Source organism: Maribacter sp. MS6, assembly GCF_056839185.1.
The window spans coordinates 4464135-4487472 of the sequence record NZ_CM166389.1; the positions used below are offsets into that span (position 1 = coordinate 4464135).

Genomic DNA, 23338 nt, shown 5'->3' on the forward strand with positions numbered 1-23338 from the left:
GTTAAAATTACAGATTTAGTACTAGGAAAATAGCGTGTTTAACCTAAGCTTAACATAAATGTTAAAATCTTGGAGATGCTAGCAATATGCAAGCAGAGCGATGTTAAGCGCTTTGACTTTTGACTTGGTTTTGTCATATTCGGTATTCTCTAGCACATAGTCGGACAATGGTAATTTTATACTATCATCTAGCTGATTGTCCATACGTTCCAAAACTTCTTGTTTTGTACTGCCGTCCCTAGCCATTATCCGCTCTATTCGGATATTCTTAGGGGCCGTAACCAAGACGATTTTATCATAAAAGTCTTCCATCCCATTTTCGAACAATAGAGCAGTTTCCTGCACCACATAAGGCTTCTGTTTTTTTTTTGCCCATTTTAAAAAATGCTTCCGAACCGCAGGATGTACGATATCGTTTAACTTACCCAAAAGCACCTTATCGTTAAAAACCCTTTGAGCAATGTAGGACCTGTTAAGTTGGTCTTTTACATAGGACTTCTCTCCTAATAGTTCAACTACCTTTTTACGCAACACTTTAGAGGTATTCATTAATCGTTTGGCTTCTGTATCGGAGTTATAAACCGGTACACCTAGCTCTTCCAATAGTTTGCCAATGGTAGATTTACCACTACCAATTCCGCCTGTAAGTCCAACGATCATCATTCCCTTCTCAGTATAAATTCTACTTCCTTTGTCACTAACGTCGCTTTGCTTAGCCTCTCGGGAAATGCTTTCATCTCCAATGGCAATCTGTTTTCATTGGCGGATGCTATTTGGTCATAATCAGAAATGATATTAAAATCTCCTGGCTCTAAATCCTTTAATGCATCAATTGTACCTTGGCAGAGGACTTTAACTTCATTTGGAAACATTCGTACCTTTACATTGTCCGGGACATTAATCATATGCACGGGTACGGAAAGAACCTTCTCTGAAAAGCGCAGCACCCTTCCGGAAATCGTTACGCTAGACGGCGTTACCTTAGACTTTTTTAAATCTCTATGCAGTACCAAAGCTTGTTTTTGAGCAAAATCAACGGTAATGTTCTCCAGGTTTATAAAAGAAGTTCGAATAGCGCTTATGCTGTCTACTTCATTTTTGGGTCCCGTAATGGTAACACGTTGCGGCTCAACACGAATAGGACCGTCCAACATATAGTTTTTAGCTAAATCAACGGTGGTTCTAGGAATTACCGGAACCTCCTTTATTACAAGTTTTGTGAGCTCAACAAATAAGGTATCCCTGTCCATTTCCAAAACCTCAATGCTATTGGGTAGTTGATTGTCTATTTGCTTCCGATACACTTTAGGTAAGATAAAATAACGATCATCCATTACGTTTACCTTAGAGAGGTCTATTTGTACTTTACGTTTACGTATTTCAAACGCGACAAACTGAAAACCTATTGCCTTAAGTCGAACATCGACAGTGCTTTTTGGCGTTTTGGCGAGTAAAAACTCTTCGGGGGTATTTACATATTCCAATGCAAAAGAGGTATTACTCACAAAGGACTGCGAAAGAGTATTGATGAGCCAAGCAAGGGCAGAACAAACCAAGAAAAGCAAGAACACCTTTACTTTTCGTTTCTTTAATCCGGCTCTTACACGCTCTACAATCAAAATCAAGAATTAGTTTTAAAAAATAAGTTAGGGAAAATTTCCTGTGGTTTACTGGTATTGTATGTAATATACAGGGTAGATTTTAAAAAGCCATAGCCGTATCCTAAAAACTGAACTCCTGTTGCGAACAAGGCCAAAAAAGCGATAAATATACTTTTAGTCTTTGTTAAAGCGTCTAAGAAAAGAATAAAAAAGTAGATAGCAAGTAGTGCTATTGGCAATAAAACTCCTAAAATAGCCAGTATGATCGATACGATTAAGGCTATACAGAAAAGTGAAGGAAACCAGTAGGTAGCCTTTGCCGTTTCCGGGTGCCATTTGTTCAAAATAGGCCGTACCATTCCAAATTTATTAACCTGTACATAAAACTTATGCCAATCGATACGTCTTTTATGATATACAAATGCCTCGGGTATCAATTTGGTCCTATATCCATGGTTCCAAATACGAATGGTTAGATCAGGATCTTCTCCAGGATGAATATTTCCGTAGCCACCTACGGTGTCAAAAGCCTCTTTAGAAATTCCCATATTAAAGCTTCTCGGCTGGAATTTTTCAACGGACTTCTTTCCGCCTCGTATCCCTCCTGTTGTCCAGAAAGAAGTCATCGCGTAATTAATTGCCTTTTGAATATCTGAAAAGGAATCGTGGGCGGCATCGGGACCACCGTAGCAGTGCACAAAATCCTCCATTAAACTTTGCTCTGCTTGTACCAAATATGGGGGCGGAACTATACAATCGGAATCCAATACAATAAAATAATTACCTTTTGCCAAGCGCATTCCGTAGTTTCTGGAATCGCCAGGACCAGAATTAGGTTTGGCATAATACGAAATATCCAAAACATCCTTGTACTTGGAAATAACGGCATCCGAGGCTATGGTAGAACCATCCTCTACGACTACCACCTCAAAGCGCTTTGTATACGTTTGTTTGGAAAGACTTTCTAAAAGCTCGTTAATTTCTTCGGGCCTATTATAAACAGGGATGATAAAAGAAAAAGATAATTCCATTTTTACTTTTATATCGATTAATCAAAACTTTCGTGCATCTGCACCAAGTATATGTTCTGAATGACTAGTAATTCTGCAAGAAATCCTAAAAGCAGTCATTTGTTGCGTTTGCAATGTGCTACGAAAACTTCTCTATAACTTCCTGACTAACACCTGTATTAGAAAAACCTCCATCGTGAAAAAGATTTTGCATGGTTACTTTACGGGTCAAATCCGAAAATAGTGTTAAGGTGTAATCGGCACAATCTTGTGCAGTAGCATTGCCTAATGGAGACATTTGCTCTGCATAGCTAATAAAACCATTAAAACCTTTTACCCCTTGTCCGGCTGTTGTAGGCGTCGGGGACTGGGAAATAGTATTCACACGTACCTTCTTCTCTTTTCCAAAGAAATATCCAAAACTACGGGCTACGGATTCTAAATACGCCTTGTTATCCGCCATATCATTATAGTCCGGAAATACACGTTGTGCGGCCATATAGGTAAGGGCTACAATGCTGCCCCATTCGTTCATGGCATCCGCTTTGTATAAAGACTGCATTACTTTATGAAAAGATAGTGCCGAAACATCCCAGCCCTTACTCGTAAAATCATACTTTTCATCGGTGTAGGCCCTACCCTTTCTAACGTTTACGGACATTCCTATAGAATGCAATACAAAATCTAACTTACCTCCTAAAATCTCTTGAGCCTTGTTAACTAAGTTATCCAAATCATCAACATCGGTAGCATCCGCAGGAATAATTTGGGAGCCTGTTTTTTCTGCCAACTCATTTATTTGGCCCATTCTCATTGCAATAGGCGCATTTGTTAAAACAAAAGTACCACCTTCTGCGTGTACGCTCATCGCCGTTTTCCAAGCAATGGATTTTTCATCCAAAGCCCCAAATATTATTCCTCGTTTGCCTTTTAATAAATTGTACGCCATGTATGTTGTGCTCCTATGTTAAATTTAATGTTCAAAGATATTTAAAATATGTCTATTACGTAAGTAGCTCTCTTGCGTGTGCCAAAGCAGAATCCGACAGGTCCTTACCCCCTAACATTTCGGCAATTTCCGCAACGCGCTGGTCATGAACAAGTTTTTTCATGTTGGTGCGTGTTCCTCCTGGTTCCTCTGTTTTGTAAACCTTAAAATGGTGATGTCCCTTTGAGGCCACCTGCGGAAGATGCGTTATGGAAAAAACCTGCATTTCTGCACTCATGTCTTTCATAATATCTGCCATTCGGTTCGAAATCTCTCCAGAAACCCCTGTATCGATTTCATCGAACATGATGGTAGGTAATTTTTCGTATTTGGCCAAAATTGCTTTAATGACCAACATTATACGGGAAAGTTCCCCTCCTGACGCTACTTTTTTAAGTAAACCATAGGAACTACCCTTGTTTGCAGTAAACAAAAATGAAAGTTCGTCCATTCCGTTCGCTTTAAAACTATCTGTAATATTTAAGGTAATTTGAAAGGAAGCGCTTGGCATTCCCAAAAGGGAAAGGTCTTCTTCAAGTTGTTTTTTTAATTGTGCAATTACCTCGTTTCGTTTTTCGTGCAATACGCTACCTTGTTCCTTCAGTGCTTTTTCTAGCTCCTGAAGCTTTTTGGTTTTTACCGCTATTTTTTCGTCTACGTTTGCGCTTTCAAAAAGACTATCGGAAAGTTGGTTTTTGATAGCTATTAATTCTGATATTTCTGAAACCCCATGTTTTTTTTGTAAATTATAAAGTAGTTGCAGTTTCGTATTTACCTCTTCTAACAAGGCTGGGTCAGATTCAACGGCTTCCTGAAAAGCTTGCAATTCTGAATTTACATCCTCCAGTTCTATGACAACGGATTGTATTCTTTCAAACAAACCTGCATACTGCTTCCCAAAACCGGACAACCTAGACAAAGCCGCCCGTGCCTCTGAAAGTAAGGAAAGCACCCCAATCTGATCATCATTAAAAATTTGGTCGCCCTTGGATAGCTCTTCTTTGATCAACTCCACATTGTTCAACTGCTCATACTGTGTTTCCAATTCCTCTTGAATTCCTTCCTTAAGTGGCGCAGATTCCAACTCGGTTAATAAAAATGCATTGTAATCCTGTTCTTTTGTTGCGTTCTGTTGAAAAGCGATTAGAACTTCCAATTCTTTTTGTACTTCGGAATAGGCTGTTAATGTAGTTGTATACTCAGAAAGTCGTGTCCTATTGTTGGCAAGTGCATCGATTAGCTTAAACTGAAAATCGTTCTCCGTCAGTCGCATAGTCTGATGTTGTGAATGTACATCTATCAACTGGTCTCCCAACCTGGAGAGAACATCTAAGGTTACGGGCGTATCGTTAATAAAAGCACGTGATTTTCCACTGGGCAGTAGCTCTCTTCGTATAATCGTGGTTTCCTCATAATCCAAGTCGTTCTCAGAAAAGAAAGACGGCAGACCATAATCCTTTATGGAAAATTGAGCCTCTACAATACACTTTTGCTCTTTGTTACGTAAAGAGGCTAAATCTGCACGCTTACCTAGGACCAAGGAAAGTCCACCTAGTAATATAGATTTACCCGCTCCGGTTTCCCCAGTTATCACGGTAAAACCAGAGGCCAAATCGACTTCTAGACTGTCTATTAATGCATAATTTTCAATGGTGAGATTGACTAACACTTGTTCCGCTTTTAGAGAAACAAAGGTAGGCTATATTCCGAAGTGAAAAAAGTGGCTAATAACTAATATCGTTCCATGTACCGGAGTAAAAAGGAGCCACGCTATTCAATGTTTCTTTTAGCTTTACGATATCTACTTTGGGACCGTCAGAAAAAACATTCTGTATTTCCTCAGATTTGGCATCAAAGAAAGTTTGTACCAAAAAGGCGTTGGGCCTTCTTTTGACCATAATCTCAAATAAATTGATAGTGCCTGCAATAACCTGTTTGCCCGTGCTGTTATTATCGCCTAAAATATCCAATCCCTTTCTATGGTAATTGTACATGGCAACACGATATTCCTTGTAGGTATTGGAAAGTATATCACTTATAAAATCGAATCGTGTTCTATTATCGGACGTCGACTGGTTCCAACCAGCAAAATTACTGCCTTGGGCCTGCGTTGTAATCTGTTGCGCCTTTCTAAAATAATCCGTACCGCCTTCCAATGTAAACGTATCGGCATCCAGACCTAAAATGATATAGGCGTAGTATGCCAAAACAGCTACAAGGTTAGACTCAAAGACATTCTCGTTAAATACCAAGGGCTGAAATTCGATATACTGAAAATTGAACTGATTGTCCTTATAATTAAAAACCGTGCTTTCATAAGACGTATTAAACACGGGTCTGGATGACTGTAACTGTATCGTACCTGTAAAACGATCGGAATCATATTCGGTGATGGTAATAAATATTTGGGCATTTACCTTCTCATTCTCCTTATATACCCTATTCGTCCATTTTGTCTTGTTCACAAAATCAGTTACAGACCGTTCCAGTGTTTGAAAAATCTGTTGGTTGGTCTGGGATACCTGATCGGCATTTACCGTAATGGTAGCGTTTAACTCCTGTGCGTTTGCAGTGCTGTATATCAGACAGAGAGTAAAGAAAAATAATAGCTTACGCATAGCGTTTTTTAATGATTTCATTAAAAATATCCTCGGCAACGGCTGCCTTGGTTTTTAATTCAAACGTTTGTATTGCGGAATTGGTATCTAAGAAACTTATTTTATTGGTAGTACCACCAAAACCTGCCCCTTTATCCTTAAGGGAATTAAGAACAATGGCATCTAAATTCTTTCGTTTTAATTTTCCTATTGCATTTTCTACCTCATTTTCTGTTTCTAATGCAAAACCTACCAAATATTGGTCTTTCTTTTTTTGTCCTAGGGAAAATAGGATATCCTTGGTTTTGACCAAATCTATTGATAAATCGCTATCAGATTTTTTGATTTTCTGTGTAGCGGCAACCTTAGGCCTGTAATCCGCTACGGCTGCCGCACAAATAACGATATCGGCGTCCGCATAGAATTTATGAGCGCTTACATACATTTCTTCTGCTGATACCACCGGCACCAATAAAATGTTATCCTGTTCCACGGTGTATTTTGTGGGACCAGAAACGAGCACCACCTCCGCCCCTAGCCGTGCGGCACATTTGGCTAACTCAAAGCCCATGAGTCCGGAAGAGTGGTTTCCAATAAAACGCACTGGGTCAATGGCTTCGTAAGTTGGTCCTGCCGTAATCAATACTTTCTTATCCTTTAGGGGAAGCCCTTTTATAAGTTGATTCTTTATGAAGGCAACAATAGCCTCTGGTTCTGCCATTCTACCTTCGCCGTGAAGTCCGCTTGCCAATTCGCCCGATGTTGCCGGAACCATATAATTGCCATAGGAGCGCAATGTTTCTATAGTGGTTTTGGTACTTGGGTGCTTATACATATCCAAATCCATTGCAGGAGCAAAGAAAACAGGGCATTTAGCGGATAAGTAGGTAGCCAAAAGTAGATTATCACAGTTGCCGGAGGCCATTTTAGACATGGTATTCGCTGTTGCCGGAGCAATAACCATAAGATCTGCCCAAAGGCCAAGTTCAACATGATTGTTCCAATCCGTGGTATTGTCTTCGGATTTTACAAAATCGGATACGACCGGATGTTTGGAGAGCGTGGCAAGGGTAAGTGGGGAAACAAAAGAGCTGGCGCTTTCCGTAAGAACAATCTTAACGTTAGCGCCAGCTTTTATGAATAAACGAACAAGGAATGTAGTTTTATAGGCCGCAATCCCTCCGGTAATGCCTAAAAGGATGTTTTTGCCGCCTAACATATACCTTATCCGTCTTTCTCTGTATTTCTATGGTAAATCCTATCCATTAACCACTCTTCTACCGCCATGGCATGTGGTTTTGGTAATTTTTCATAAAACTTGGAAACCTCTATCTGTTCCTTGTTCTCAAAAACCTCTTCAAGACTATCGCTGTAGGTAGCAAACTCCTCCAACTTCTCCAACAATTCCTTTTTGATTTCGGAATTGATTTGCACAGCACGTTTAGATGCTATGGAAATTGCTTCGTAAATATTATTGGTTTTACTATCAAACTCATTTTTATTAATCGTTACCGTAGATACGGCAGCTTTAGAGTTCTTTAAGTCGTTCGTGTTCATAATGTCAACTATTTATTTTGATTCTGCTGTGTATTGTAATAATCCGTTTTCTACTTTGGCCATCAAGTCGGTCACTTCTTTATCTAATGTAGAGTTCGGATACTGTTTCTTAAACGCCATTATCGCATCTTTAGCGTTCTGCAGCCGCTCTTGTTGTAAACTCTCAAAGCTGTTCATCGCCATGTGAGTGAGTGCGTCTGCCTTTACAAATAACGCTTCCTCTCTGTAAATAGATCCTGGAAAATCGGAAACAAAATTTTCACTTGCGGCAACGGCTGATTTAATCATGTCGTAATTAAACTCTCCGAGCTTATTATACTGCTTAAGAATTTCGTACGCTTTACGCTCCTTTTTCGTAGTAAGCTCTTGGGCCATTGCGTTTGCCTCCGCAAAATACTCGGACTCGGAATAGGCATTAATAAAGTTCTGTAGTTTTAGTAAGGCTTTATCCGTATCGGTTTGGTCCAAAGAATAATTTGGAGAAAGCTCGTAATAACTTTTTGCTCCTAAAAATGCAGCTTCTGTACTTTTATCGCTTTTGGGATAGGATTTAATAAATCGCTCGAACTGATAGCCAGCGGTATTATAGTCTTCCAACTCAAAATAACTATTAGCCAAAAAGAACATTACACGCTCTCCTTGAGGCTTACCGATATACTTTGGTGCAATCTGCTCTAACAATCTGTTAGCACGCTTATAATCACCTTCCTCATAAAATTTTTCGGCCATGTCATACTTCGGCTTCACCTCCTCGTTTTTAAGTACTTTTTGGTACTCACTACAAGATTGAAAGGCAACTGCCAAAACCAAAACCATAAAATAGTGCTTCATTCTAAAAAACATTTTGCAAAATTAGTGATTCCCGATGGATTTAAAAAACATTTTTATAACATCAAAAATAAGCGCATTCCATTGCCGCGGTATAGGTTTTAGGTAAGTTTTAACGTAAACGTTTATGCTGTAATTTTTGATGCAGCATGCAAAAAGCGATTTATTTTCTTTTTGAGCGCTATTGATGCGGCAATGAGCGGCAACCTTACCACACCTAACCCTAGCCCCAAAAGCTCTAGAATAGCCTTTATTCCCGCTGGGTTCCCCTCTTCAAAAATAAGGTGCATTCCTTCTTGTAGCCGGTAATGATAACGATACCCTTCTTTGGCATTACCTGCCAATCCTAAGCGTACCATTTCTGAAAATTCTTGGGGTAGTCCCTGTCCAATAACAGATATAACCCCATCTCCACCTGCCAAAATAGTAGGTAAGGCGGTTAGGTCATCACCAGAAATAAGCATGAAATCAGCCGGTTTGTTTTGAAGTAGCTCCAATAGTTGAGCCATGTTGCCCGACGCTTCCTTTATGGCTACAATATTCGTTACATCCTTTGCTAAACGCAATGTAGTCGAGGGTAGCATATTGCTACCTGTTCTACCCGGTACGTTGTAAACAATTATTGGTAAGGGCGATGCTTCCGCTATTGCCTTAAAATGTTGGTAAATACCCTCTTGTGTAGGTCTGTTGTAATACGGTGATACCGAAAGAATGGCACAAAAATCACTAAGATCTAGGGATTGAATCTCCTTTAGTACCGCCCTAGTATCGTTTCCACCAATACCCACTACTAAGGGCAATTCTCCATTGTTGGCTACTATTATGGCATTTAAAACAACTTGTTTCTCTTCTTTGGTAAGGGTAACAGACTCCGCCGTAGTTCCTAGGGCAACCAAATAATCTACCCTACCCTTTTTACAATGAACAACAATGTTGGAAAGGGCTTCCACATCAACACTTCCATCTTCCTTAAATGGCGTAACCAAAGCAACACCAGTACCCCTTAATTGTTCCATAGCTATAATTCTTTAAGTACCCCCAAATATTTTTTAAGTTCTGTTTTAAAGGTTTTAAAATCAGAAATTTTTGTTTCTAACATTAAATCATTAAACTCTGGCCCCACCTCTTTAAAACCCACTTTCAAACGAGCCTTTGTTTTCAAGGACATAATATTTAATAGTAAATTACTTTCGTTATAGTAATTAACCAAAACATCATATTCCCCATTCAAAAACTCAAGCGCATAACTATTTTCTATATCTCCGTTCCAGCCCAAATCCTTATCGGAAAAAACAGGGGTGGCGTATGGTGAATTTTTGTCGTAGTAGCTTTTGTAGCCAATGATTTTAACCGCATTGGGCTGTAGGCCAAACTCTTCCAAAAATTCATAGAACTTATCCGTTGAATCAAACTTGTCAAGATTTACAATACATCCTACTTTGCGAACTCCTTTTTTTCTGGTGCTTTCGGCGGTAGGTTTAGCCAGTGTCTGCTGTATAAATTTACGGGCAGATTTCTGTTTAAACTTGTCCTTAATTCCTTTTAAAAACATGTATTTTTACATTTCTACAAATGTAAATAATATACATAGAACTCTATGGCGAAGTTAAAACACTTTCCAATTTTATATATTAAACATTTTGTTATATTTATAACATTTATATGTTTTGCGTCTTGCAAGGATTCCGAGAATACATTAACCTCCATCACAGGTGCACAGCTCAGCGTTGACTCCACTGCTGTTTCGGTCCAAGCTATTGAAGATTATGTGAAACCTTATCGAGAAAGGATAGATGTTATTTTGGATAGCGCCCTGGCCTATGCGCCTTACACCATATCTAAATCAGATGGTAAGTACAACAGTTCCGTTGGGAATCTAATGGCGGATATTATCTTGTCTGAAGGCAACCCAATATTCAAAAAAAGAACGGGCGATCCCATTGATTTTGTATTGATGAACCACGGCGGTATACGGGCGAGTATTTCTAAGGGTTATGTAACGGAACGTACTGCCTATGAAGTGATGCCTTTTGAGAATTACATTTCGGTCGTTGGACTAAAAGGAACATCCGTACTGGAACTGGTTGACTACCTTGTGCAATCGAAACGGGCGCACCCGGTATCTGGCATTCAAATTGTACTGAATAGCGACGATACGGTAAAAGATATTAACATACAGGGCAAACCTTTGGAAAACGATAAAGTGTACTACGTTGCTACATCCGATTATTTGGTGAGTGGCGGAGATGACATGGTATTTTTTAAAAATGGTGTTTCTGTTACCACATTGGACTACAAAATACGTAACGCAATGATCGATTATTTTTCTAAGGTAGATACGCTCACGACAAAAGTCGATAACCGTTTTTATAAAATAGACTAAGACATGAAAACCTTTTTAGGACATTTAATTTTTATGTAAATGAAACGAAGAAATTTTATACAAAACACTTTTGCTTCGGCATCCTATATTGGTGCAGGTGGATTAAGCCTAAATTCTTGTTCGGGAGGTTCAAAAAAGCATATTACCATTTTGCACACCAACGATGTGCATAGCCATATAGATGCTTTTCCCATTGAACATTCAAGTTTTCCGGGACTTGGTGGCCTCGCCCGAAGAGCAGGATTGGTCAACAGCATACGGGAAGAAAATCCGAACACCTTATTGTTCGATGCTGGAGATATTTTTCAGGGTACACCCTACTTTAATTTTTACGGTGGCGAATTGGAAATGAAATTGATGACTATGCTTAACTACGACGCCGCTACCCTAGGCAATCATGATTTTGACAACGGTGTAGACGGACTCTTGGCACAGCTACCTTATGCGAAATTTGATTTTGTTTCTTCTAATTACGATTTTAGTAAAACTATTTTGGACGGTTTTACCAAACCCTACCAAACCTACCTACGAGATGGTATCAAAATTGGCGTATATGGTCTTGGTATTGAGCTCTCCGGACTGGTTACCAAAAAATTATATAAAGAGACGGAGTACTTGCAACCCTATGAAATAGCGGTAGATGTAGAACGTATCTTAAAAGAGGATGAAAAATGCGACCTGGTCATTTGCCTTTCACATTTAGGATACCAATATAAGGGCGGCCAGCGTCCGGACGATATGACCTTGGCGACCAAAACCAAACATACCGATTTAATCATAGGCGGCCATACACATACCTTTTTGGAAAAGCCCAGTGTAGTACAAAATGCCGCTGGGCGAGATATTCTCGTGAACCAAGTGGGTTGTTATGGGGTTCGTTTAGGGAGAATCGATTTTTACTTTGATACTGGTGGAATTGCAGTAGAAGGGGTTTCTATAACCGTATAAAGACCTTGGTTTGGAAAAAGTGATACGAACAGACTCGGCAAACCTAGATTTTAAAAAGCTCGTTGCATTGTTGGATGCTGATTTAGCCAAGCGCGATGGAGCAGAAAATGCATTTTACGCTCAGTTTAACGGTATTACTAAATTAAAGCATTGTGTTATCTACTACAAGGATGCTATTCCCGTTGGCTGCGGCGCCTTAAAGTCATTTAACAACGATAGTATGGAAATCAAACGAATGTACGTTGCCATGGACTCCCGTGGAAAAGGTGTTGCCTCTCGCCTACTGATTGAATTGGAAAAATGGACGAAAGAGCTGGGATATACACATTGCGTTCTAGAAACAGGCTTGCGGCAACCCGAAGCTATTGCATTGTACAAAAAGAACAATTATGTTCGTATTCCCAACTATCCACCTTATGAACAAATGGCAAATAGTGTTTGTTTTAGGAAAGTGATTTAGGTAATTGTTTTAGTGATGACTGAACACGGAACAAATCAAAGGCTAATCACAAGAATTAGTAAGATACTTCTTTAATTGGATTATTTTTTATTGGTCAATCTACCTTTAATCACAGGGTACAAATCATAGGTAGGATAAAATTCGGTATCAAATGCTCCCCAGGCCCCTTTTTCTATTGTTAAATTAAGTTCGCGTAAGGCCCCTCCCGGTATTTTGACGGTTACAACCTGACCAATACCCATCATGACATACCAAGAAACTATTTTGGCAGATTTCGGTGGAAATTGTTCCCAAAACTTGTTCTTTTCGAGAATCTCGCCTATTTCGGCCAGGTTTTTATCCTGTTGGTGCTTTAGAAAAACGGTAACCATAACACTGTCGGCTACCGGAGCATCAGGAGCCATATTCTGTGCAAAAATCGATAGTGTAAAAAGAAAACATGTAAGAAAACAAGCTATATTTTTCATCTGGTTTGGTTTTTAAAGAATGAATCTTCCCGAAGATAGCTCAAATTAAAACATTCCATATTCCTAAGGTTTTCAATCTAAAACAATCACCTTTTTATATGAAACACTATTCAAACCCGCCCAAGCACAAGGTGTCAAACGCGTGCCGTACTTAATAAAAAAACGTGCTACAAATAAAATTTGACTTATGTAATCTTTGTTACCGTATTCGGTAAACATAAAAAGTACCTTTGTTTCATTAATTTAAGACATTTAAAAAACAGAAAAATGAACAATACAAATCGGATTGGGCTAGACAAAGACAAAGCAAAGCATTTAGCTGAAAAATTAAATACACTTTTAGCAACCTATTCTATTTTTTATCAAAATACGCGTGGGTATCATTGGAATATAAAAGGAGAAAAATTCTTTGAACTTCATGTAAAGTTTGAAGAATTATATAATGACCTAATGCTAAAAATTGATGAAGTAGCGGAACGGATTTTAACCTTGGGACACACCCCGAAACACAACTATGCGGATTATAGTGCTACATCTAAAATCAAAGCTAGTCTTCAAGTAAGCGATGGAACTATAGCTGTGGAAGATATTTTGAATTCTTTTCAGACTATAATTATACTTCAGCGCGAATTACTGACTATTTCTGCTGATGCAGATGACGAAGGTACAAATGCCTTAATGAGCGACTATGTAAGTGAACAAGAAAAATTAGTTTGGATGTATTCTTCTTTTCTAAATAAATAGCTTTAAAAAATCAACAGGTATTACGAAATATAAGCCGTAGCGCAGTTCTAACTCGTGCTGTGGCTTTTTTGTTCTAACCTGTAAACTAAAAGATTTGTGCATAGGAACAGCTATGGTTTATCTATAACTCCAGAACCCAATGTAACAGTGTTTTGTTTTAGTTACCTTCCAAAACCATGGCCACCATTTCTCGTAGCTCATCTTCCAACGAGATTACAGGATAGCTTCTCCCCGCTTGCCGGTACCAGTAGCCAGCATTAAATTTATCACCTTCTTTACGGTGCAAATAGGCATGCAACCAACTGCCAAATTCGGTATACATATCCTGTGCAATGTTATGCGAGGCTACCCAATCGCCTTTGGCATCGAACCAAAGGGCTTTAAGCGCATCAGGCCAGGGTGCGGGCGGGGTTGGTAGGACTAGGGTCTGTTCAAATTCTGTATAGTTTTTAGGCAGCATCGACATTTCCGGTTACTTTTTTAACCAACCTACCTACAGTTAAGCCTTGCGCCACAATTGAGAAAACGACTACCACGTAGGTAATCACCAAAAACAAGTCGCGGTGCATCTCTTGTGTGAGCCCCAATGCCAAGGCAATGGAAATACCGCCTCGGAGTCCGCCCCAGGTCATGACCAAATTGGTTCGCGGTACGAAGTTGAGCTTTTTTTCAAAGAATTTTATAGGGAGCAACAGCGAGATATAACGGCAGGCCAGTACAATGGGGATGGCGAGCAATCCTGCGATTACATAATCGAACTCAAAAGAAATGACCAACATTTCCATACCAATCAGCACAAACAACAAGGTGTTCAGCAGAATATCCAGCAACTCCCAAAATTTATCCACATAGGTTTCGGTAGTTTTAGACATAGCGGAATCACGAACCTTGTCGTTGCCTATAACCAAACCGGCGGTTACCATGGCCAAGGGTGCGGACAGATGGAATTTTTGTGCCACTACGGTACCCATCATCACGGCAGCAAGGGTAATGATTACTTCAATATCATAATCGTCTATGGAGCGCATTAAGCGGTATGTTACCCAACCGATCAAGAGTCCCAGAACAATGCCTCCGATTACTTCCACGCCAAAAAGCTCTAGAATAGCCAATGGGTCTATTTCCCCAGTGGTAGATGAAGCCAATTGAAAGATGGTCAAGAAGACGACAACCCCTACCCCATCGTTAAAAAGAGATTCTCCTACAATCTTGGTTTCTAGGTTTTTAGGAGCTCCTGCTTGTTTTAAAATTCCAAGTACCGCAATAGGGTCCGTTGGGGAAATCAAAGAGCCAAAAAGCAGACAATAAATAAAATCTATCTGTAATCCAAACGCCTGTAAGACATAGAACATGATGGTTCCTACCAAAAAGGTAGACACCAAAACGCCCATAGTAGAAAAAGCCAATATGGGCCAACGCTGTATCTTCAGTTGTTCAAAATTGGTATGCAAGGCCCCTGCGAAGAGCAGAAAACTTAGCATCACATCTAGCAAGAGGTACTTAAAATCGATCTGACTAATTATATACCGTTCGGCATCCAATAGCGTGTCATCAAAATAACTGATGCCAAAAACCGCTAGGGTAAACACAATGGTTATCAACATTAGGCCAATGGTATTGGGAAGTTTTAAAAATTTCACATTGATGTAGCCAAAAATGGCGGAGATAAATACCAGTATCGATGCGATGATAAAATAGTCCATAGGTTGTTTTTATTCTGTTTATAAAGTTACTATACTAGGTAATTACACAATGAATTACGTTTTAATTGCGTGTCAGTCCAAGCAGAGTCTAAAACCATTTAATACCAAGACGGGGCTTTGACTCCATTCAGCTAGACATTATCATTTAAGGCTTATACCATCGACAAAAAATCCTGCTCGGTAATGATAGGAACATTTAACTTCTCTGCCTTGGTACGTTTGCTAGGTCCCATCTTATCGCCTGCAACCAAGTAACTGGTCTTTGAGGATATGGAAGAACCTACCTTGCCCCCATTGTCCTCTATCAATTTTTTCAGCTCGTCCCTACTCACCGTGTCGAACACGCCAGATACAACCAAGGTTTTTCCTTTGAGAATATCGGTCTGGTTTTCCAGTTTTTCGGCAGATAGGGAAAACTGAACCCCTTTTTCCTTGAGTCTCGTTATGGCCTGTTGGTTCTTTTCGTTGCTGAAAAAATCGACAACACTTGCGGCAATGCGATCCCCTATTTCATCTACGGCAACGAGCTCCTCCTTTGTTGCGACGGCCAACGCATCAATATTTTTATAGGCTTTCGCCAGTTTTTTAGCGACCGTTTCACCCACAAATCGAATGCCCAAGGCAAACATGACCCGCTCAAACGGGATGGCAACGGACTCGGCTACGCCTTTAATCAAATTGTCGGCAGATTTCTCTGCCATGCGTTCCAAAGGCAAGATTTGTTCTTTGGTAAGATCATATAAGTCGGCATAATCCTGTACCAACCCTTCTTTAAATAATAGCTCTACAGTTTCCCCACCCAGTCCTTCAATATCCATGGCCTTACGGGAAATAAAGTGCTGAATGCGACCTGTAATCTGAGGCGGACAACCATATTCATTGGGACAGTAATGCTTAGCATCGCCTTCGGTTCGTTCCAAAACCGTATGACATTCCGGACATTCCGAAATATAAACCGTTTCCGTAGACCCTGCCGGACGTTTACTTAGATCTACACCGATTATCTTCGGAATAATTTCACCCCCTTTTTCCACAAAAACAGTATCGCCCTCTCGAATATCCAATTTAGCGATTTGATCTGCATTGTGCAAGGAAGCCCGTTTTACCGTGGTTCCGGCCAAGAGCACAGGCTCTAGATTGGCAACCGGCGTTATGGCACCTGTACGCCCTACCTGATAGGTAATCTCGTTCAATACCGTTGAGACCTGCTCCGCCTTAAACTTATAGGCCATGGCCCAACGCGGCGCTTTGGCGGTATACCCCAATTCCTCTTGATGTTGTAAGCTATTTACCTTAACCACAACACCATCGGTCTCATAGGGCAATTGGTGCCGCGCTACATCCCATTCGTCTACAAATTCCATCACCTCCGCTGTGCTATGGCACAATTTGGCCACGGTAGGAACTTTAAAGCCCCATGTACGCGCTTTTTCTAGCATTTCAAACTGGGATTCGATTCCAGTATTCGTACCGACGATACTATAGAGCAAACACTCCAAAGGTCGTTGGGCCACCATAGCACTATCCTGTAATTTTAAACTGCCGGAGGCCGTATTCCGTGGATTCATATAGGGTTCTTCCCCATTGGCAAGGCGTTCCTCGTTCATCTTCAGAAAACCGTCAAAAGGAAGTACAATTTCGCCACGAATGTCAAATTTCGCAGGATAATCGCCTTGTAATTGCAAAGGAACCGATTTAATCGTTTTTATATTTGTGGTCACATCATCGCCTTGGATTCCGTCTCCACGCGTCACGGCACGCGCCAGTTTCCCATCTTCATAGGTGATACTGATGGAGGCACCGTCATACTTTAGCTCGCAGGTATAGGCAACAGGAGCATCCCCCAGATTACGTTGAATGCGTTTTTCCCAATCCTCCAGATCTTCTTTTGAATAGGAATTATCCAAGGAGTACATGCGGTGTTCATGCGCAATAGTATCAAAATTCTTTGTGACCATACCGCCCACACGAATAGTAGGTGAACCCTCGTCATAAAACTCCGGATGTTCGGCTTCCAAACGTTGTAATTCCTTCAATTTCATATCAAAATCAAAATCTGAAATTGTTGGATTATCTAGTACATAATAGTTATAATTGTGCTCCCTTAACTCATCTCGCAGTGCGTTTATCTTTGCTTCCATACCTATCAAAATTCTTCTTTAGTCATCCATTGCGGTATCGGGAGGGGTTTAAAAGCCTCCATCTTTTTCAATAGTATATCGATATTCTCATCTACAAGAATCGCATGTAAATTCTCATGTTTCACAAAACCCTTATCCACCATCTTTTTCATCATGTGCAGCAATTCATCATAAAATCCGTTGGTATTCAGAACTGCGATGGGATATGGATGTAGTCCTAGTTGTGCCCACGTCAGCATTTCAAAAAATTCTTCTAAGGTGCCAAATCCGCCTGGAAGCATGAGTATGCCATCACTAAGCTCGTGCATTTTAAGTTTACGGTCATGCATGTGCCGCGTGATAATGAGTTCCGAAAGTCCATCATGATACACCTCCTTTTGCTTTAAAAACTCAGGAATGACACCTATGACTTTACCCTTATTATCCAATGCGCCCTGAGCTACTTTGCCCATGATGCCAATTTTAGCACCGCCATAGATTACATCTATTTGCTGTTTAGCAAGTGTTGCGCCAAAGTTATAGGCATCTTTTGCAAATTTAGCATCTGTTCCTTCACTACTTCCACAAAAAACGACAATTCCTTTCATTACAATTTTTTTACGTTCAAGTCCAAGGGTCAAATTCAAAAAAAAAATACAAAAATCAAATTCGAATACCGACTGATTACTATTTATTTCTAAACTACCACCCTCTAAAAACCCCTTTTACCAACCGGTCGTTTCCAAAGATATCCTTTCGTAATTCCACTTCCCCAAATCCACTGGATATTAACAAGTCCACCATCTCTTTTCCTAAATATTGATTTATTTCCAAGTACAAACAGCCGTTATTGACTAGATGTCCGGTAGCGAAAATAACAATCGCCTTGTAAAATACCAATGGGTCTTTATCGGGCACAAAGAGGGCGATCTCCGGTTCATGCTCCAAGACGTTCGCACTCATTTTATATTTTTCCAACTCCCTGACATAAGGTGGGTTAGAAACTATGATATCAAATTTTGATTCAATTTTATTCGGTGCGATACGACTTAAAATATCAACCAGTTGAAAATCGATTTTTACTTCATTTTTGTCGGCATTTATCCTGGCCATGTCCAAAGCTTCAGTGGAAATATCCAATCCAGACACTTTAGCAGCTGTTAGGTACTTGGCAAGGCTAATGGCAATACATCCACTACCCGTTCCGATATCCAAAATTCGTAGGGATTCATTATGGTTTTTTGAATGATTTTCCAGTATCCACCGTAACAAATCTTCAGTTTCTGGCCTAGGAATCAACACCTTGGGTGATACTTTGAATTTTAGGTCCATGAACTCCGTCTCGCCTATAATATGTTGCACCGGAACATCCTGCTTTAACTCACTAAGGGCTTTAAAAAGCAGTGCCTCATCTTCTTTGGAAACCATTAAATTTGGTTGCAGTACCAGAACAAATTTTTCCAACCCTAAAAAATGATCTATCAACATGGAAAAAAAGCTAGTAACTTCTTGGGTGCCATAAAGTGCATCTAGTTCAGTATGAAAAATCGTCTGGATTTCTTTCAGTAACATTTTTAAACCGTTTTTAGCATCCAAACCGGACATGAAAAATGTCCTGTATTTCCCATACGAGTATCAATATATTTAAATCCTGATTTTACATAGAGGTGTTGTGCCAGTTTCATATCCGGCATCGTTTCCAAGTAAATTTCCTCAAAATCAAATAATTTGGCTTTTGCAAGGCAGGCCTCCATAAGCTGTCTCCCTATACCCCTGCCCCTTGCTTGGTTCAGCAGATACATTTTTTGAAGTTCACAACAGTTCCCTTTATAATTTTCTAACTGTGCTAGCCCTGCGCAACCAAGCACTTCACCATCCTCTTCCACTAGGAAGTAAGCAGATCTAGGAACATCATAATTTTCAAACATGTGATCTAACGCTTTATCGGAGTAGGCTGTACCTACTTTTGGGACACCTAAGTCCACCAGCACGGTTCGTATTACCTGGGCAACCCTAGCGTTATCCGATTTCTTTATTTTCCTTATTACGGCCGTTCCCACAGTATCCTTTGTTATAGGTTTTAAAGTATTATTTTTGGTGCGTGAAGATACATGAAATGTGTAAAATCATAAACCCTAAGCCTAAGTAAAAACAAAAGATGCAAACAACGGCGAATACTAATAGGAGTCAACTTGCGATAGATGAAACATTTATGTACCGTTGCATTCAATTGGCCAAAAATGGGTTAGGGACAACCGCACCCAATCCTATGGTAGGCGCTGTTATCGTGCATAAGAACACTATTATTGGCGAAGGATTTACGAGTGCGTTTGGTGGTGCGCACGCCGAGGTAAATGCAATAGTATCGGTTAATGACCATGGCCTGCTATCAAAATCGACACTATATGTAACCCTAGAACCGTGTTCCCACTTTGGAAAAACACCGCCCTGTGTAGATTTAATCGTTAAACATAAGATACCAAGAGTAGTTGTGGGTTTAATAGATCCGCACCACAAAGTAGCGGGAAAGGGCATCCAAAAACTAAAAGATGCAGGATGTGAAGTAATTACTGGGATTTTAGAAAAAGAGTGTACAGAGCATCACAAACGCTTTTTAACGGTTCATGAGCGACAACGACCTTACATTATTTTAAAGTGGGCGGTATCCGAAGACGGGTTTATTGCACCTCAAAAAGAACTTCGGGATACCGTTCCACAACCTTTTTGGATTACCGGTAATTTATCGAAGCAAGTGGTACACAAATGGCGAAGTGAAGAACAGGCCATCTTAGTAGGTACGACTACCGTTTTAGAAGATAATCCCAAGTTAAACGTGCGTTTATGGACAGGGAAGTCACCTAAGCGCATCCTAATAGACAAACAACTTAAAATACCTGCCAACTATCACGTTTTGAACAGGGAACATAGAACCATTGTTTTTACAACCGTCGCAGATAGTTCCAAATACATTCCTGGTATTGAATATGTATTGTTAGAAGAAGCTATAGAGAGTGTGGAGGTGATATGTAGCGAACTATATCGACTACAGATTCAGAGCGTTATTGTTGAAGGAGGCGCAAAAACATTACAATCGTTTATAGATGCGAATTTATGGGACGAAGCACGAATATTTAAGGGGGCATCCCGTTTTAAAGGAGGCATCAAAGCCCCGAATATTAATGGAAGCTTGATGTACACTAAAACAATAGAAAAAGACCAACTAACAATTTTAAAAAACGATTAAGAACATCATATTTGATTTTGGGGATATTTTTATCAATTTGGATAAACCAGCGGTCTATAAACAATTGGCCTTATTTGGATATCCAGAATTGACTCCTGAAATGGATACCTTGGCCAAAAGCTATGAGGTAGGTAAAATAAGTTCTTCTAATTTTATAGTACAACTTCAACAATTGGTTCCCTCTGCAACTACGGAACAGCTAACCCATGCATGGAATTCTATTCTTTTGGATTTTCCCGAATCTAGATTACGCTTCCTAGAAAACCTAAAAACAGAAAGTGCATACCAACTGTTTCTATTAAGCAACACCAACGAATTACATATAGATTATGTAAAAAAAACCATGGGTAAGGAACGCTGGAACCGTTTTAAGGCATGTTTTGAGCAATTTTACCTTTCCCATGAACTACAGATGCGAAAACCAAATACCGAAATTTTTGATTTTGTACTGGCAAAGAACGGATTGAACGCCACCGATACATTTTTCATTGACGATACACAGGAAAACACAGATGCAGCTGCATCGATTGGAATAAATACTTGGCACCTGAATGTTGGTAAGGAAGATATTACCGACCTAAAGAAAGAACTTTAAATGCAATATCTGGCGCTCAGTATTCTTTTTTCCAGTCTCATTTTTGTAGTATTTAAGCTATTTGTACGGTACAAAATTCAAACTTTATACGCGATTATTACAAATTATGTGATAGCCTGTTTGGTGGGTCTTATTTTTTATCAAGGAGCCTTGGATATTTTAACGTTGCCTTTAAAAAGTTGGTTCTGGGGAGCTATGGCGCTAGGCGTACTATTTATATTAGTGTTTAATATCATGGCGGCAACTTCCCAAAAACTTGGAGTTTCCGTAGCCTCTGTCGCTACAAAGATGTCCTTTGTAATCCCTGCTATTTTAAGTGTGGTTCTTTACAACGATGAGATGAATGGAATTCAGTATTTTGGAATTGTTATTGCCATTTTGGCCGTATATCTGGCCTCTATGAAACAAGCCGCAGAAAGCTTTCATTTTTCTGCACTTCTTCTTCCTTTTTTAGTATTCCTAGGTTCTGGTATTATCGATTCTGCCATTAAATATTTTCAGCAGGCTCATGTGCCCGAGGCGGAATTTGCACTGTTCTCTTCCCTAGTGTTCTTTTTTGCAGGGGTTACAGGCCTATGCTTTATGATAGTCCAATCTTTTAAACATCCCGTAAAGATTAACTTTAAAAATATTTTTGGAGGAATAGCCTTGGGCGTACCTAACTTCTTTTCCATTTATTTTCTGTTACGTGCTTTAGGTTATGAGGGTTTAAGTAGCGCTTCTATATTTACCGTAAACAATGTAGGTATCGTAATACTATCTACCCTTTTTGGAATTACATTATTTAAAGAAAAACTTAGTGCCAAAAATTGGCTAGGCATTGGTTTGGCAGTGTTAAGCATTGTTTTAGTACTTTAAAATAATAGAAGTGATAGACTCGTATAAAACCATATCTAAACCCGTTAGCGCCATTCTATTAAAGGAAAGAAAAAGTAAATTTTATGGATATGCTTTCCCTATTCAGGAGGAGGAGGATGTAAAACCTTTATTGGAGGAATTACGAAAAATATATCCCACAGCCAATCACGTATGCTACGCATGGCAGTTAGGGGTAGAAAATGTATCGTATAGGGCAAATGATGATGGGGAGCCCAATAATTCTTCGGGTATGCCCATTTATGGTCAAATTCAATCCTTTAACCTAACAAATGTACTTGTAGCGGTTGTCCGAATTTTTGGTGGAACTAAATTGGGCGTAGGAGGATTAATCTCAGCATATAAAAATACGGCACAATTGACCTTGGAAAGCTCTAAAATAGTAGAAAGAATAATCAAGGAACGGTTTACGCTTAATTTTGAGTACGCAGAAATGGATATAGTAATGCGATTTATTAAGAAGAATCAATTAGAGCTGGTAGCACAGGATATGCATATGAACTGCGATATAATCATTGCCGTAAGGAGGAACGAGGTGAAGAAAATATTGGAAGAGTTAAAATCACTTCACAAGATTACCGTAACTAAGCACTAGCCAATTTGCGCTTATTTGTGAAAAGATTATTTTAGTTTATTAAAAATATCCTCAGGGCATTTTATAGGCGTTTTTTTAATTGAATCCATAAAGGCCAAAACGGTATTCGCTGTTGCCAAAATTTCATCGTTTTGATTGGTTAGCTCATAATCAAATTCTATCCGCACCATGGGCAACCTTTTGAGGTTTGTTTTCACCGTAACCAAATCATCAAAAAGTGCGGGTTTTAAAAATTTCATTTCTAAGCTTACTACTGGCAACATAATGCCATTTGCTTCCATTTCCTTATACGACAAGTCCAAAGCACGTAGCCATGAGATTCTACCCATTTCTAAATATTGTGCATAATTACCGTGATACACAACACCCATTTGATCTGTTTCACCATATCTAATCCTAAAAGTAATTTCGTTTGCACCCATTTTTTCAAGTAAAAAAGTATATATTTAAATGCTCCCCCAATGCGCAAGCGAACATGAGAAAAAAAAAGGTCAAATTCAATAGCGATTGATTTTTTTTTAGCTTATTTGTTCACATATTTGTCCACTACATAATAAGGAAACAACACACACTTATTTTGTTTGACTATTATAACTAACCATTAAACAAGGGCTTTTTTATT

The 23338-nt window shown here is 39.5% G+C and carries 27 protein-coding genes; 8 read left to right on the top strand and 19 right to left on the bottom strand.

What is annotated here, in order from left to right; translation table 11 throughout:
* Window positions 1–78 precede the first annotated feature (78 nt).
* From coaE to MS6x_RS19455, 11 genes are all read right to left on the bottom strand, one after another.
* Complete coding sequence (gene coaE, locus MS6x_RS19405) at window positions 79–663, bottom strand: dephospho-CoA kinase (protein ID WP_482604486.1); 585 nt, start codon at window positions 661–663, stop codon at window positions 79–81.
* Window positions 660–1625, bottom strand: a complete 966-nt coding sequence (locus MS6x_RS19410; RefSeq protein WP_482604487.1) for a CdaR family protein — start codon at window positions 1623–1625, stop codon at window positions 660–662. Before MS6x_RS19410 ends, coaE begins: the two co-directional genes overlap by 4 nt.
* Entirely contained in the window at window positions 1622–2632 is a 1011-nt protein-coding gene (locus MS6x_RS19415; protein WP_482604488.1) for a glycosyltransferase family 2 protein, read from the bottom strand. Before MS6x_RS19415 ends, MS6x_RS19410 begins: the two co-directional genes overlap by 4 nt.
* A 118-nt stretch (window positions 2633–2750) precedes the next feature.
* A complete protein-coding gene (locus MS6x_RS19420) occupies window positions 2751–3560 on the bottom strand; it encodes an enoyl-ACP reductase FabI (RefSeq protein WP_482604490.1) in 810 nt (269 codons plus the stop codon).
* A gap of 55 nt (window positions 3561–3615) precedes the next feature.
* Entirely contained in the window at window positions 3616–5268 is a 1653-nt protein-coding gene (gene recN / locus MS6x_RS19425; protein WP_482604491.1) for a DNA repair protein RecN, read from the bottom strand.
* A gap of 55 nt (window positions 5269–5323) precedes the next feature.
* Window positions 5324–6217, bottom strand: a complete 894-nt coding sequence (porD, locus tag MS6x_RS19430) for a type IX secretion system protein PorD (protein ID WP_482604492.1) — start codon at window positions 6215–6217, stop codon at window positions 5324–5326.
* Window positions 6210–7415 carry a bifunctional phosphopantothenoylcysteine decarboxylase/phosphopantothenate--cysteine ligase CoaBC gene (gene coaBC, locus MS6x_RS19435; protein WP_482604494.1) on the bottom strand — a complete coding sequence of 402 codons (1206 nt, stop codon included), beginning with the start codon at window positions 7413–7415 and terminating at the stop codon, window positions 6210–6212. Before coaBC ends, porD begins: the two co-directional genes overlap by 8 nt.
* 5 nt (window positions 7416–7420) lie before the next feature.
* Window positions 7421–7753 carry a DNA-directed RNA polymerase subunit omega gene (locus tag MS6x_RS19440; RefSeq protein ID WP_482604496.1) on the bottom strand — a complete coding sequence of 111 codons (333 nt, stop codon included), beginning with the start codon at window positions 7751–7753 and terminating at the stop codon, window positions 7421–7423.
* A 12-nt stretch (window positions 7754–7765) separates the two neighbouring features.
* Window positions 7766–8584, bottom strand: coding sequence for an outer membrane protein assembly factor BamD (locus tag MS6x_RS19445; protein WP_482604498.1), 819 nt, complete (start codon window positions 8582–8584; stop codon window positions 7766–7768).
* Between the two features lie 122 nt (window positions 8585–8706).
* The gene (gene dapA / locus MS6x_RS19450; protein WP_482604499.1) at window positions 8707–9597 is read right to left on the bottom strand and encodes a 4-hydroxy-tetrahydrodipicolinate synthase; all 891 of its coding nucleotides are present in this window, start codon (window positions 9595–9597) and stop codon (window positions 8707–8709) included.
* Window positions 9598–9599: 2 nt separating this feature from the next.
* Entirely contained in the window at window positions 9600–10133 is a 534-nt protein-coding gene (locus tag MS6x_RS19455; RefSeq protein WP_482604501.1) for a DUF6913 domain-containing protein, read from the bottom strand.
* A gap of 45 nt (window positions 10134–10178) precedes the next feature.
* Between MS6x_RS19455 and MS6x_RS19460 the strand changes: the two genes are divergently transcribed.
* From MS6x_RS19460 to MS6x_RS19470, 3 genes are read left to right on the top strand one after another with little or no spacing between them, the layout of a single operon-like run.
* Complete coding sequence (locus MS6x_RS19460) at window positions 10179–10964, top strand: 5'-nucleotidase C-terminal domain-containing protein (protein WP_482604502.1); 786 nt, start codon at window positions 10179–10181, stop codon at window positions 10962–10964.
* A gap of 39 nt (window positions 10965–11003) precedes the next feature.
* Entirely contained in the window at window positions 11004–11912 is a 909-nt protein-coding gene (locus MS6x_RS19465; protein ID WP_482604504.1) for a metallophosphatase, read from the top strand.
* A 19-nt stretch (window positions 11913–11931) separates the two neighbouring features.
* On the top strand, window positions 11932–12372 hold the full coding sequence (locus tag MS6x_RS19470) for a GNAT family N-acetyltransferase (RefSeq protein WP_482607197.1): 441 nt from the start codon (window positions 11932–11934) through the stop codon (window positions 12370–12372).
* Between the two features lie 80 nt (window positions 12373–12452).
* Here MS6x_RS19470 and MS6x_RS19475 read toward each other — a convergent pair whose 3' ends face one another.
* Entirely contained in the window at window positions 12453–12839 is a 387-nt protein-coding gene (locus tag MS6x_RS19475; RefSeq protein WP_482604505.1) for a hypothetical protein, read from the bottom strand.
* A gap of 267 nt (window positions 12840–13106) precedes the next feature.
* On the opposite strand from MS6x_RS19475, the gene MS6x_RS19480 reads away from it, so the two are divergent.
* Window positions 13107–13583, top strand: coding sequence for a Dps family protein (locus MS6x_RS19480; RefSeq protein ID WP_482604507.1), 477 nt, complete (start codon window positions 13107–13109; stop codon window positions 13581–13583).
* A gap of 157 nt (window positions 13584–13740) precedes the next feature.
* On the opposite strand, the gene MS6x_RS19485 is transcribed toward MS6x_RS19480, so the two are convergent.
* From MS6x_RS19485 to MS6x_RS19510, 6 genes are all read right to left on the bottom strand, one after another.
* Complete coding sequence (locus MS6x_RS19485) at window positions 13741–14049, bottom strand: hypothetical protein (RefSeq protein ID WP_482604509.1); 309 nt, start codon at window positions 14047–14049, stop codon at window positions 13741–13743.
* Window positions 14033–15286 (bottom strand): cation:proton antiporter, encoded by a 1254-nt coding sequence (locus tag MS6x_RS19490; RefSeq protein ID WP_482604510.1) that lies wholly within the window; start codon window positions 15284–15286, stop codon window positions 14033–14035. The genes MS6x_RS19485 and MS6x_RS19490 overlap by 17 nt, the downstream gene beginning before the upstream one ends.
* Window positions 15287–15438: 152 nt before the next feature.
* Window positions 15439–17427 (bottom strand): NAD-dependent DNA ligase LigA, encoded by a 1989-nt coding sequence (ligA, locus tag MS6x_RS19495; RefSeq protein WP_482604512.1) that lies wholly within the window; start codon window positions 17425–17427, stop codon window positions 15439–15441.
* A gap of 5 nt (window positions 17428–17432) precedes the next feature.
* Window positions 17433–18014 carry an LOG family protein gene (locus tag MS6x_RS19500; RefSeq protein ID WP_482604514.1) on the bottom strand — a complete coding sequence of 194 codons (582 nt, stop codon included), beginning with the start codon at window positions 18012–18014 and terminating at the stop codon, window positions 17433–17435.
* Between the two features lie 94 nt (window positions 18015–18108).
* A complete protein-coding gene (prmC, locus tag MS6x_RS19505) occupies window positions 18109–18978 on the bottom strand; it encodes a peptide chain release factor N(5)-glutamine methyltransferase (RefSeq protein ID WP_482604515.1) in 870 nt (289 codons plus the stop codon).
* A 2-nt stretch (window positions 18979–18980) separates the two neighbouring features.
* Window positions 18981–19466, bottom strand: coding sequence for a GNAT family N-acetyltransferase (locus MS6x_RS19510; protein WP_482604517.1), 486 nt, complete (start codon window positions 19464–19466; stop codon window positions 18981–18983).
* A 98-nt stretch (window positions 19467–19564) separates the two neighbouring features.
* Between MS6x_RS19510 and ribD the strand changes: the two genes are divergently transcribed.
* From ribD to MS6x_RS19530, 4 genes are read left to right on the top strand one after another with little or no spacing between them, the layout of a single operon-like run.
* On the top strand, window positions 19565–20650 hold the full coding sequence (ribD, locus tag MS6x_RS19515; RefSeq protein ID WP_482604519.1) for a bifunctional diaminohydroxyphosphoribosylaminopyrimidine deaminase/5-amino-6-(5-phosphoribosylamino)uracil reductase RibD: 1086 nt from the start codon (window positions 19565–19567) through the stop codon (window positions 20648–20650).
* A 7-nt stretch (window positions 20651–20657) separates the two neighbouring features.
* The gene (locus MS6x_RS19520) at window positions 20658–21245 is read left to right on the top strand and encodes an HAD family hydrolase (protein WP_482607198.1); all 588 of its coding nucleotides are present in this window, start codon (window positions 20658–20660) and stop codon (window positions 21243–21245) included.
* Entirely contained in the window at window positions 21246–22103 is an 858-nt protein-coding gene (locus tag MS6x_RS19525) for an EamA family transporter (protein ID WP_482604520.1), read from the top strand.
* Between the two features lie 10 nt (window positions 22104–22113).
* A complete protein-coding gene (locus MS6x_RS19530) occupies window positions 22114–22716 on the top strand; it encodes an IMPACT family protein (protein WP_482604522.1) in 603 nt (200 codons plus the stop codon).
* Window positions 22717–22742: 26 nt separating this feature from the next.
* On the opposite strand, the gene MS6x_RS19535 is transcribed toward MS6x_RS19530, so the two are convergent.
* A complete protein-coding gene (locus tag MS6x_RS19535) occupies window positions 22743–23138 on the bottom strand; it encodes an acyl-CoA thioesterase (RefSeq protein WP_482604524.1) in 396 nt (131 codons plus the stop codon).
* Between the last annotated feature and the right edge of the window lie 200 nt (window positions 23139–23338).